7 protein-coding genes are annotated in these 11,761 nt (G+C 72.6%); 3 read left to right on the top strand and 4 right to left on the bottom strand.

Annotation, left to right across the window (positions count from 1 at the left end; translation table 11 throughout):
- Positions 1-2: 2 nt before the first annotated feature.
- Both ACF1AG_RS00435 and ACF1AG_RS00430 read right to left on the bottom strand, forming a co-directional pair.
- Positions 3-1,235, bottom strand: a complete 1,233-nt coding sequence (locus ACF1AG_RS00435) for an ADP-ribosylglycohydrolase family protein (RefSeq protein ID WP_391809144.1) — start codon at positions 1,233-1,235, stop codon at positions 3-5.
- Complete coding sequence (locus ACF1AG_RS00430) at positions 1,232-2,236, bottom strand: ADP-ribosylglycohydrolase family protein (protein ID WP_359747463.1); 1,005 nt, start codon at positions 2,234-2,236, stop codon at positions 1,232-1,234. Before ACF1AG_RS00430 ends, ACF1AG_RS00435 begins: the two co-directional genes overlap by 4 nt.
- A 292-nt stretch (positions 2,237-2,528) precedes the next feature.
- Here ACF1AG_RS00430 and ACF1AG_RS00425 point away from each other — a divergent pair, with 292 nt between their 5' ends.
- The 3 genes from ACF1AG_RS00425 (at position 2,529) to ACF1AG_RS00415 (ending at position 9,699) form a co-directional block, all read left to right on the top strand.
- Entirely contained in the window at positions 2,529-3,260 is a 732-nt protein-coding gene (locus ACF1AG_RS00425) for a VIT1/CCC1 transporter family protein (protein ID WP_359601289.1), read from the top strand.
- A gap of 369 nt (positions 3,261-3,629) precedes the next feature.
- Entirely contained in the window at positions 3,630-8,243 is a 4,614-nt protein-coding gene (gltB, locus tag ACF1AG_RS00420; protein ID WP_391809143.1) for a glutamate synthase large subunit, read from the top strand.
- Positions 8,236-9,699 (top strand): glutamate synthase subunit beta, encoded by a 1,464-nt coding sequence (locus tag ACF1AG_RS00415; protein ID WP_359601287.1) that lies wholly within the window; start codon positions 8,236-8,238, stop codon positions 9,697-9,699. Before gltB ends, ACF1AG_RS00415 begins: the two co-directional genes overlap by 8 nt.
- 96 nt (positions 9,700-9,795) lie before the next feature.
- Here ACF1AG_RS00415 and ACF1AG_RS00410 read toward each other — a convergent pair whose 3' ends face one another.
- Entirely contained in the window at positions 9,796-10,710 is a 915-nt protein-coding gene (locus ACF1AG_RS00410; protein WP_387794735.1) for a chitosanase, read from the bottom strand.
- Positions 10,707-11,633 (bottom strand): rhomboid family intramembrane serine protease, encoded by a 927-nt coding sequence (locus tag ACF1AG_RS00405; RefSeq protein WP_359601285.1) that lies wholly within the window; start codon positions 11,631-11,633, stop codon positions 10,707-10,709. The genes ACF1AG_RS00410 and ACF1AG_RS00405 overlap by 4 nt, the downstream gene beginning before the upstream one ends.
- Positions 11,634-11,761 lie beyond the last annotated feature (128 nt).

Below are 11,761 nucleotides of genomic sequence, written 5' to 3'. Positions count from 1 at the left end.
GATCATCCTCCGGGGGCGGTCGGTCGGGCGGCTTCCAGCAGTCCGGCGAGTTCCACCAGGTCCGTACCGGTGAGCCGGGGGAGCACGCAGCCGGACAGGGTGCGGCAGCTCTCCCGCCAGGACGCGGGGATCGCGGCGCTCCCGCCCAGTGCGCCGGTGAGGGCGCCGGCCAGGGCGGGGGCCGAGTCCGCGACCCGGGAGAGACAGGCCGCCGCCGGGACGGCCTCCGCGATCCGGCCGCGGGCGGCGGTGGTGAGGGCGAGGGCGACGGGGACGGTCTCGGCGGCGGCGACGCCGTAGCTGTAGACGTGGTCGACGATCTGGTGCTCCAGCGGCGGCACCAGGGCGAAGGCGCTGTCGGCGTCCGCCGCGAGCGCCAGGGCGTGCCGGGCGTTGCGGCCGATCTCGGTGTCCTCGGGCAGCTCGGCGCAGGCGGCGGCCGCGCAGGCGTCCGGGTCGGCCCCGGCGAGCGCCAGCGACACGGCGGCAGCCATGGCGCGGGCGCCGTGCACGCCGTCGCCGTCCTGGGTGTAGCGGGCGTCGAACTCGGCGAGGTCGGCGGCGGCCCGGGGGTCGCCCGGGTGGGCCACGGCCAGCACGCAGGCCCGGACGCAGGCGGCGTCGTCGAAGTAGTGCGGGTTGTCGTGGCCGGAGGCGGGCGGGCGCAGCCCGGTGGCGAGGTTGCCGAGTCCGGCGCGCACGGAGATGCGGGCGCGCAGCGGCAGCACGGCGGACTCGGTCTCGGGGGCCCGCTCGGTGGCGGCGGCGACCTCGGCCGCGACCGCGTTCCAGGTGAGGTCGATGGCGGCGCGGGTGCGGCGCTCCCGGCTCAGGTCGCCGAGCACCATGTCGTCGCCCGCGCGCAGCACGGCCTCGGCGGCGAACGCGGCCCACTCGGCGTCGTCGGACGGGCCGAGGCGGAGCGGCTCGGGGGGCTGGTTCAGGGCGATGGGGACCGGGAGCGTGGTGGTGGCGTTCTGCTCGGCGAAGGTGTCCAGCTCGCGGGTGAGGCGCCGGGTCCACTCGGGCATGCGGGCGGCGCGGTGCCGGGCGGCGGGCCAGCCGGCCGCGTCCCCGGCGGCGAGTCCGAGGAGCAGGCCCTCGACGGCCGCGCGGGGCGGACGGGGGGCGGGTGCGGGCGCGTCGGCCGTGCGCGGCGCCGGAGCCGCGTCGTCCTGCCCGGGTGCGGGGGCGAGGGTGTCGTCGGTGACGGGGGCGGGGGTGGTGGAGGTCATGTGGGGGTCTCCGGGGTCAGCAGGTCCGCGATGTCGAGGACGTGGTGGCCGGCCATGGCGGGCAGACAGGTGCCGCGGGCCGGGGTGATGGCCGCGGCCCAGCGTTCGGGGACGGCGGCGACTCCCTGGGTCGCCCCGGCCAGCGCACCGGCCACGGCCGCCGTGGTGTCGGCGTCACGGCCCATGTTCACGGCGGTCAGCACCGCCTGTTCGAAGTCGCCGTCGGCCGCCGCGTAGGCGCCGAAGGCCAGGGCCACCGCCTCCGGGGCGAGGTCGGTCCAGGGGTAGCCGCCGATCACCACCGCGGTGCGGACCGCCCGCTCGCCGCGGTGGGCGGCGGTCACCGCACGGCGCAGCGAGCGGGCGGTCCAGGAGTCCTCCGGCACCACCGCGAGCGCCGAGGCCACGACCGTGACCACCGGCGCCCCGGCCATGGCCGCCGCGACGCCCGCCGCGACCGCCCGGCCGCCGTAGATGCCCTCCCCGTCGTGGCTGACCGAGCCGTCGACCGCCGCGAGCCGGGCCGCCTCGTCGGGGCGCCCGGCCGCGTGCACGCCGTACGGCGCGGCCCGCATCGCCAGCCCGTCGCTCCAGGCGTGGCGGTGCTGGGCGGAGATGGGCGCGGCCAGGCCCCGGCGCAGGTTCTCCAGGGTGCCCCGCTCGCTGAAGCCGGCGCCGCGGAAGGGGCCCTCGGCGCGGTCCGCGATCCATTCGTGCCAGGCCGCCTCGACGTGCGCGGGGGTGAGCGCGGAGCCGTGCCGGGCGGCCAGCAGACCCGAGAAGATCGCGTACTCGGTGTCGTCCGTGCCGGCCGGGGGGTCGCTCACGTAGCCCGTGATGCGGCCCCACTTCGCGCGGATCTCGGAGGGTTTCATGTTCTCGGCGGGGGCGCCCAGGGCGTCGCCGACGGCCAGGCCGAGCAGCGCGCCGCGGGCCCGTGCGCGGAGCCCGAGGGCGTCCCCGGGCGCGGGCGCCGAGGGGATGCGGGCGGTCGATGCCATACGCGGCTCTCCTCTCAGGCGCGCCCCGTGGGGCGCCGGCCCTTTGCGGAACTGTCCCCGGTGCCGTGTCCGCCGCAGCCTCGTGCGCAGGAGCGTCACCCGGACGAGATGCGCGGGGCGTCCGAGCGGACCGGGGCGGGAGGCAAAAGCGCTGGTTAGCGCAGCCTTTCCTTGCTGGCAGGGGCTTTCGCCGAGGCGTAGACTAGGCGGCGTCGGAAATTGGAATGAGTCCAAATAGCGTACGTACGGGTGTCGGAAGCGAGGGCGCCCGCAGAGTCCAGGGGGACCCGGCATGGCCATCATCGAGACCGAGGCGACGCTCCACGAGGCGCACCGCGACAATCACACCCACCGCGACGTCAACGGGGGATGGCTGCGCCCCGCGGTGTTCGGCGCCATGGACGGACTGGTCTCCAACCTCGCCCTGATGACGGGCGTCGCCGGCGGCGCCGTCGGCCAGCAGACCGTCGTCCTCAGCGGCCTCGCGGGACTGGCCGCCGGTGCCTTCTCCATGGCGGCAGGCGAGTACACCTCCGTGGCGTCCCAGCGCGAGCTGGTCGAGGCCGAGCTGGACGTGGAGCGCAGGGAGCTGCGCAAGCACCCCAAGGACGAGGAGGCCGAGCTGGCCGCGCTCTACGAGTCGCGCGGCGTCGAGCCCGGCCTGGCCCGCGAGGTCGCGCGGCAGCTCTCCCGCGACCCCGAGCAGGCGCTGGAGATACACGCCCGCGAGGAACTGGGCATCGACCCCGGGGACCTGCCCTCGCCGACCGTCGCCGCGGTCTCCAGCTTCGGGTCCTTCGCGCTGGGCGCCCTGCTGCCGGTCCTGCCCTACCTGCTCGGCGCGAGCAGTCTGTGGCCGGCCGTGCTGGTCGCGCTGCTCGGGCTCTTCCTGTGCGGGGCCGTGGTGGCGAAGGTCACGGCGCGCTCCTGGTGGTACAGCGGCCTGCGGCAGCTCGCCCTCGGCGGCGCGGCGGCCGGTGTGACGTACGCCCTGGGGTCGCTTTTCGGAACCGCCATAGGATGACCTCTTGCGTCTATGCGGAGCTTCGCATAAACAATCATTACTTGCTGGTTTCGAATGTGTGACCAGCGGGCATGAGCCGTACGCGCTACAGGCAACGAGGCCGGCGGCGTGCCCGGCGGAGGAGGCGAAGAGGCCTCTTCCCGTCATCGGGCCGACGGACACCGATCTGTCCGGGCAGGCTCTCCACAGCTTCCGTCGACGGGCGCGGAACCCCGCCGCGACCCGGACGACGTCCGCATGCTGGAACGGATTATCCCGGTTCCCGAGAGTCGCTCCATCATGTAACCTGCACGAAATTTAGCCACGCAGAGGGCCAACGTCGTCCCTCGGCACTTGCACAGATGCCAATTGACGACGACGGGAGAGCCGATGCGTACGCCGCGCCAGCCGTCCCAGCATTCCTCGAACGACCGCGCGAGCTGGTCGTTCATGGATGCTCGCCCTGCTGCGCAGGGTATGTACGACCCCCGCAACGAGCACGACGCCTGTGGCGTCGGCTTCGTCGCCACCCTCACCGGCGAGGCGTCCCACGCCCTGGTCGACCAGGCCCTCACCGTCCTGCGCAACCTCGAGCACCGCGGCGCCACCGGCTCCGAACCGGACTCCGGCGACGGCGCGGGCATCCTCTCCCAGATCCCGGACGCCTTCTTCCGCGAGGTGGCCGGATTCGAGCTGCCCGCGGCGGGCGGATACGCCGCCGGCATCGCCTTCCTGCCCGGGGAGGGCACGGACGCCGCCGTCGCCCGCATCGAGGAGATCGCCGCCGCCGAGGAGCTCACCGTCCTCGGCTGGCGCGAGGTGCCGGTCGCCCCCCAGTTGCTGGGGGCCACCGCCCGCTCCACCATGCCGGTCTTCCGCCAGCTCTTCGTCACCGACGGCCGGAGCACCGGCATCGAGCTGGACCGCAAGGCGTTCCTGCTGCGCAAGCGCGCCGAGCGCGAGGTGGGCGTCTACTTCCCGTCGCTGTCCGCCCGGACCATCGTCTACAAGGGCATGCTGACCACCGGCCAGCTCGAGCCCTTCTTCCCCGACCTGTCCGACCGCCGCTTCGCCTCCGCGATCGCGCTGGTGCACTCCCGGTTCTCCACGAACACCTTCCCGTCGTGGCCGCTGGCGCACCCGTACCGCTTCGTCGCGCACAACGGTGAGATCAACACCGTCAAGGGCAACCGCAACTGGATGCGGGCCCGCGAGTCCCAGCTGATGTCCGACCTGTTCGGCAGCGACCGGGACGGCAAGGACCTTGCGCGCACCTTCCCGGTCTGCACCCCGGACGCCTCGGACTCCGCCTCCTTCGACGAGGTGCTCGAACTGCTGCACCTGGGCGGCCGCTCGCTCCCGCACTCCGTGCTGATGATGATCCCGGAGGCGTGGGAGAACCACGACTCCATGGATCCGGCCCGGCGCGCCTTCTACCAGTACCACTCCACGCTGATGGAGCCCTGGGACGGCCCGGCCTGCGTGACCTTCACCGACGGCACCCAGGTCGGCGCCGTGCTCGACCGCAACGGCCTGCGCCCCGGCCGCTACTGGGTCACCGACGACGGCCTGGTCGTCCTCGGCTCCGAGGTCGGCGTCCTCGACATCGACCCGGCGAAGGTGGTCCGCAAGGGCCGGCTGCAGCCCGGCCGCATGTTCCTCGTGGACACCGCCGAGCACCGGATCATCGAGGACGACGAGATCAAGTCGCAGCTCGCCGCCGAGCACCCCTACGAGGAGTGGCTCGAGGCCGGCGAGATCGAGCTGTCCGACCTGCCCGAGCGCGAGCACATCGTGCACACCCACGCCTCGGTCACCCGCCGCCAGCAGACCTTCGGCTACACCGAGGAGGAGCTGCGCGTCCTCCTCGCGCCGATGGCCAGGACCGGCGCCGAGCCCATCGGCTCCATGGGCACCGACTCGCCGATCGCCGCGCTCAGCGAGCGCCCGCGGCTGCTGTTCGACTACTTCACCCAGCTGTTCGCGCAGGTCACCAACCCGCCGCTGGACGCGATCCGCGAGGAACTGGTCACCTCCCTGCGCTCCTCGCTCGGCCCGCAGGGCAACCTGCTCGAGCCGACGGCCGCCGCGTGTCGCAGTGTCACGCTGCTCTTCCCGGTGATCGACAACGACGAGCTGGCCAAGCTCATCCACGTCAACGCCGACGGCGACATGCCCGGCTTCAAGGCCGCCACCCTCTCCGGCCTGTACCGGGTGGCCGGCGGCGGTGAGGCCCTCGCCGCCCGCATCGAGGACATCTGCGCCGAGGCCGACGCCGCCATCGAGAACGGCGCCCGGCTGATCGTCCTGTCCGACCGGCACTCCGACGCCGAGCACGCGCCGATCCCGTCGCTGCTGCTCACCGCGGCCGTCCACCACCACCTCATCCGCACCAAGCAGCGCACCCAGGTGGGCCTGCTGGTCGAGGCCGGCGACGTCCGCGAGGTCCACCACGTCGCCCTGCTCATCGGCTACGGCGCCGCCGCGGTCAACCCTTACCTGGCCATGGAGTCCGTCGAGGACCTGGTCCGCGCGGGCACCTTCCTGCAGGCCGTCGACGGCGAGCCCGAGAAGGCCATCCGCAACCTCATCCACGCCCTCGGCAAGGGCGTCCTGAAGGTGATGTCCAAGATGGGCATCTCCACGGTCGCCTCCTACCGCGGCGCGCAGGTCTTCGAGGCCGTCGGCCTGGAGGAGTCCTTCGTCGAGAAGTACTTCAACGGCACCACCAGCAAGATCGGCGGCGTCGGCATCGACGTGATCGCCAAGGAGGTCGCCGCCCGCCACGCCAAGGCGTACCCCGCCTCCGGCATCGCCCCGGCGCACCGCGCGCTGGACATCGGCGGCGAGTACCAGTGGCGCCGTGAGGGCGAGCCGCACCTGTTCGACCCGGAGACGGTCTTCCGCCTCCAGCACTCCACGCGCTCGGGCCGCTACGACATCTTCAAGAAGTACACGGAGCGCGTGAACGAGCAGTCCGAGCGGCTGATGACGCTGCGCGGCCTGTTCGGCTTCAAGTCGGACCGCGAGCCCATCCCGGTCGAGGAGGTCGAGCCGGTCTCCGAGATCGTCAAGCGGTTCTCCACCGGCGCCATGTCGTACGGCTCCATCTCGCAGGAGGCGCACGAGACCCTCGCCATCGCCATGAACCAGCTGGGCGGCAAGTCCAACACCGGCGAGGGCGGCGAGGACCCGGAGCGCCTGTACGACCCGGCCCGCCGGTCGTCCATCAAGCAGGTCGCCTCCGGCCGCTTCGGCGTGACGTCCGAGTACCTGGTCAACTCCGACGACATCCAGATCAAGATGGCCCAGGGCGCCAAGCCCGGCGAGGGCGGCCAGCTGCCCGGCCACAAGGTCTACCCGTGGGTGGCGAAGACGCGTCACTCGACGCCGGGCGTGGGGCTCATCTCCCCGCCGCCGCACCACGACATCTACTCCATCGAGGACCTCGCCCAGCTGATCCACGACCTGAAGAACGCCAACCCCCAGGCGCGCATTCACGTCAAGCTGGTCTCCGAGGTCGGCGTCGGCACCGTCGCCGCGGGCGTCTCCAAGGCCCACGCGGACGTCGTGCTGATCTCCGGCCACGACGGCGGCACCGGCGCCTCCCCGCTGACGTCGCTGAAGCACGCCGGCGGTCCCTGGGAACTCGGCCTCGCCGAGACCCAGCAGACCCTGCTGCTCAACGGCCTGCGCGACCGCATCGTCGTCCAGACCGACGGCCAGCTGAAGACCGGTCGCGACGTGATGATCGCCGCGCTGCTCGGCGCCGAGGAGTTCGGTTTCGCCACCGCGCCGCTCGTCGTCTCCGGCTGCGTCATGATGCGCGTCTGCCACCTGGACACCTGCCCGGTCGGCATCGCCACCCAGAACCCGGTGCTGCGCGACCGCTTCACCGGCAAGGCCGAGTACGTGGTGAACTTCTTCCGGTTCATCGCCGAGGAGGTCCGCGAGCTCCTCGCCGAACTGGGCTTCCGCTCCATCGACGAGGCCGTCGGCCACGCCGAGGTGCTGGACGTGACCCGCGCGGTGAACCACTGGAAGGCGCAGGGCCTGGAGCTCGAGCCGCTGTTCCACGTGCCCGAGCTGCCCGAGGGCGCCGCCCGCCACCAGGTGGTCGGCCAGGACCACGGCCTGGAGAAGGCGCTCGACAACGAGCTGATCAAGCTCGCCGCCGACGCGCTCTCCGCATCCGGGGCCGAGGACGCCCAGCCGGTGCGCGCCCAGGTCGCCATCCGCAACATCAACCGCACGGTCGGCACCATGCTCGGCCACGAGGTGACGAAGAAGTTCGGCGGCGCGGGCCTGCCCGACGACACCATCGACATCACCTTCACCGGCTCCGCCGGCCAGTCGTTCGGCGCCTTCGTCCCGCGCGGTGTCACGCTGCGCCTGGAGGGCGACGCCAACGACTACGTCGGCAAGGGCCTGTCCGGCGGCCGCATCGTCGTCCGGCCGGACCGCGGCGCCGACCACCTCGCCGAGTACAGCGTCATCGCGGGCAACACGCTCGCCTACGGCGCCACCGGCGGCGAGATGTTCCTGCGCGGCAAGGTCGGCGAGCGGTTCTGCGTCCGCAACTCCGGCGCGCTGGTCGTCTCCGAGGGCGTGGGCGACCACGGCTGCGAGTACATGACGGGCGGTCACGCGGTCGTCCTCGGCGAGACCGGGCGCAACTTCGCGGCCGGCATGTCCGGCGGCATCGCGTACGTCATCGACCTGGACCGGGACAACGTCAACGCCGGCAACCTCGCCTCCGTCGAGGCGCTGGACGACGCCGACAGGCAGTGGCTGCACGACGTGGTCCGCCGGCACCAGGAGGAGACGGGCTCCACCGTCGCCGAGAAGCTGCTCGCCGACTGGGACACCGCCGCGGAGCGCTTCAGCAAGATCATCCCCAGTACGTACAAGGCAGTGCTCGCCGCCAAGGACGCCGCCGAGCGAGCCGGTCTGTCCGAGACCGAGATCACCGAGAAGATGATGGAGGCGGCGATCAATGGCTGACCCGAAGGGCTTTCTGAACCACGGCCGCGAGGTCGCCACGTCCCGTCCGGTCGAGGAGCGCAAGAAGGACTGGAACGAGGTCTACGTCCCCGGCTCCCTGCTGCCGATCATCAGCAAGCAGGCCAGCCGCTGCATGGACTGCGGCATCCCGTTCTGCCACAACGGCTGTCCGCTCGGGAACCTCATCCCCGAGTGGAACGACTACGCCTACCGCGAGGACTGGGGCGCGGCGAGCGACCGGCTGCACGCCACCAACAACTTCCCGGAGTTCACCGGGCGGCTGTGCCCCGCCCCGTGCGAGTCGGCGTGCGTGCTCGGCATCAACCAGCCGCCGGTGACCATCAAGAACGTCGAGGTCTCGATCATCGACAAGGCGTGGGAGACCGGCGACGTCGCGCCGCAGATCCCCGAGCGCCTGTCCGGCAAGACCGTCGCGGTGGTCGGCTCCGGGCCCGCGGGCCTGGCCGCCGCCCAGCAGCTGACCCGGGCCGGACACACCGTCGCCGTCTACGAGCGCGCGGACCGCATCGGAGGCCTCCTCCGGTACGGCATCCCCGAGTTCAAGATGGAGAAGCGGCACATCAACCGCCGCATCGAGCAGATGCGCGCGGAGGGCACCAAGTTCCGCACCGGCATCGAGATCGGCCGCGACATGCCCGCGACCGCGCTGCGCAAGCGGTACGACGCCGTGGTCCTCGCCGTCGGCGCCACCACCGCGCGCGACCTGCCGGTGCCGGGCCGCGAACTCAAGGGCATCCACCAGGCCATGGAGTACCTGCCGCTGGCGAACAAGGTGCAGGAGGGCGACTACGTCTCCCCGCCCATCACCGCCGAGGGCAAGCACGTCGTCGTGATCGGCGGCGGCGACACCGGCGCCGACTGCGTGGGCACCGCCCACCGCCAGGGCGCCGCCTCGGTGACGCAGCTGGAGATCATGCCCCGCCCGAACGACGACCGGGACCCGGTCGCCCAGCCCTGGCCGACCTTCCCCATGCTGTACAAGGTCACCAGCGCCCACGAGGAGGGCGGCGAGCGGGTCTACTCCGTCTCCACCACCCACTTCGAGGGCGACGAGGACGGCAACGTCCAGTGGCTGCACCTGACCGAGGTGGAGTTCGTCGACGGCAAGCTCACGCAGAAGCCGGGCACCGAGCGCAAGATCCCGGCGCAACTGGTCACCCTGGCCATGGGCTTCACCGGCACCGACCGGGACAACGGCCTGGTCGAGCAGTTCGGCCTGGAGCTGGACGCGCGCGGCAACATCGCCCGCGACGCCGACTTCCAGACCAACGTGCCCGGCGTGTTCGTCGCCGGCGACGCCGGCCGCGGCCAGTCGCTCATCGTGTGGGCGATCGCCGAGGGCCGCTCGGCCGCCCGGGGCTGCGACAGCTTCCTCACCGGGGCCAGCGCCCTGCCCGCCCCGATCCGCCCGACGGACCGCGCCCTGGCGGTCTGACACCCCTGAGAACGTCCCGCACAAAGGCGTGCGGAACACCGCGGCGCCTGCCCGCCAGTCCCCGACCGGACCGACTGGGCAGGCGCCGCAGCATGTTCAGGACACGGTGTAGGAGTCCCCGTACATCTCCCAGGTGAGCGGGGTGTTCAGGCCGAGGTTCCCGGCCTGGAGGAACCGGCGCTGCGCGGTGTCGACGCGGGAGGTGTCGCGGTCCGGGTAGCGGGTGAGCATGGTGGCGCGGCGGACGTCGAGGAACGCGTCCAGGTACGCCTTCTCCGCGCCGCCCGCGGCGGGCGTCTTCGCCTTCTCCAGCACGCGCTCGCGCAGGGCGTAGAAGCCGCTCTCGTCGGTGCCGGTGCCGTGGAAGACCATCGCGTCGTAGTACACGAACTGGCCGAGGGTGCCCAGGCCGTCCAGCTTGGCGAGGCGGACCGCCGGCTCGAAGTAGACGCGGTCGCGCTCCTCCTCCTGCGCGGCGCGGAACTCCGGCAGCTCCGACTCCGCCTTCCACGCGTCGGTGAAGCCGGGGTCGAGGCCCTCGTGCGAGTCGGTGCCGTCGACCTTCCGCAGGGCGGGCAGATAGCGCGCGAGGCCGTTGCCGGGGTGTCTCCCGGTGTAGTGCTCGACCAGGGTGAGCAGGTCGTGGGTGCCGGTGCAGAAGCCGATGATGCCGGCGGTGTAGCCGCAGTCGTCGTCGCGGTCCTCGATGATCCCGTAGGTGGAGCGCCAGTCGGTGGTGGAGTGCTCGGCGCTCGACACCAGCCGGTGGGCCAGCTCCTTCCTGTCGGGGGCGGCGAGGCCGGGCGGCAGGGAGGCGATGATTTCGTCGTCCCTGTCCTGCTTCTGTTCGTGGTCCTGCTCCGCCCGGTCCTTGGCGTCGTCGCGGGAGGACTGCGCGCCGACCGACGTCGGGACGGCGGGGGCGTCGGCGGCTCCCGACGGCAGGACGAAGTACACCGCCGTGGCGACCACGGGGACGCCCGCGAGGAAGAGCACACCGGCACGTTTCACTGGGGGATCCCTCCACCTGTCAGGTCCGACACCTTGGCCGCCGCCAGGACGGCGAGCAGCACCACCAGCCCCGCGCACGCGCCGGCCTGGACCAGCACGCGCCGTCCGTCGCGCGGCGCCCAGGCGAACGCGAGCGCCACCAGGCCGCCGGCCAGCAGCCCGCCCAGATGGCCCTGCCACGAGGTGAAGAGCGCGGACACCACCAGCCACAGCAGCAGCCCGGTCATGAAGCGGTTCACCCCGCGCATGTCGGCGCCCACCCGCCGGGACACCACGTAGTAGGCGGCCCCGACCCCGAACAGCGCGCCGGAGGCGCCGACCGTGGGGTCCGAGGGCGCGAGCAGCAGCACCAGCACCGAGCCGCCCAGCGCCGACAGCAGATACAGGGCGAGGTAGTGGACCCGGCCGAGCATCGGCTCGACCACCCGGCCCAGGTTCCACAGCACCGCCATGTTCATCAGCACATGGACGACGCCGAACGTCCCCTCCGTGGGCGGCAGGTGCAGGAAAGCGCCGGTCAGCAGCCGGTACCACTCGCCGCCCGCGACCCCCTCCGGGGTGAAGTCCGCCGGGTACGGCTGCGTCCACACGTAGTGGCCGCCGTCCGGGCCGAGCAGCCCCGCGCCGACCATCGCGAACCGGTCCACGACCTCCGGCCGGACCACCTCCGCCAGGTACGCCAGCACGTTGAGGGCGATCAGCGCGTACGTGACCACGGGGACGACGGATACCCGGCCGCCCACCAGGGTGCGGGCCTGCCGCACCGACCGGGCGCCCTCGCGCACGCAGTCGGGGCACTGGTGGCCCACGGCGGCCTCGCGCATGCAGTCCGGGCAGATGTACCGCTCGCAGCGGACGCAGCGCACATGGCACTCCACCCGCGGATGGCGGTAGCAGGTGGTGACGGCGGACTCGGGTTCCACAGGCCGGCTCCTCGGCGGGGTCGGGACGAAAAACGGCCGGCGGGGGACGGCGGCGCACAGAACGACAGCGGCGAACAAAATAGCGAACACCCGAGAAGTGGGCGAATGCCGGGGTGGAATGCCGCCCT

It is taken from the genome of Streptomyces sp. NPDC014764 (assembly GCF_043082785.1).
Taxonomy (GTDB): domain Bacteria; phylum Actinomycetota; class Actinomycetes; order Streptomycetales; family Streptomycetaceae; genus Streptomyces; species Streptomyces althioticus.
This window is presented reverse-complemented; position numbering and strand designations above follow the sequence as displayed.

What these genes read in the sequence shown, in the direction of transcription:
- ACF1AG_RS00430 (WP_359747463.1), bottom strand. Translation starts at nt 2,236, where the DNA reads ATGGCATCGACCGCCCGCATCCCCTCGGCGCCCGCGCCCGGGGACGCC.
- ACF1AG_RS00415 (WP_359601287.1), top strand. Translation starts at nt 8,236, where the DNA reads ATGGCTGACCCGAAGGGCTTTCTGAACCACGGCCGCGAGGTCGCCACG.
- ACF1AG_RS00435 (WP_391809144.1), bottom strand. Translation starts at nt 1,235, where the DNA reads ATGACCTCCACCACCCCCGCCCCCGTCACCGACGACACCCTCGCCCCC.
- gltB (WP_391809143.1), top strand. Translation starts at nt 3,630, where the DNA reads ATGCGTACGCCGCGCCAGCCGTCCCAGCATTCCTCGAACGACCGCGCG.
- ACF1AG_RS00425 (WP_359601289.1), top strand. Translation starts at nt 2,529, where the DNA reads ATGGCCATCATCGAGACCGAGGCGACGCTCCACGAGGCGCACCGCGAC.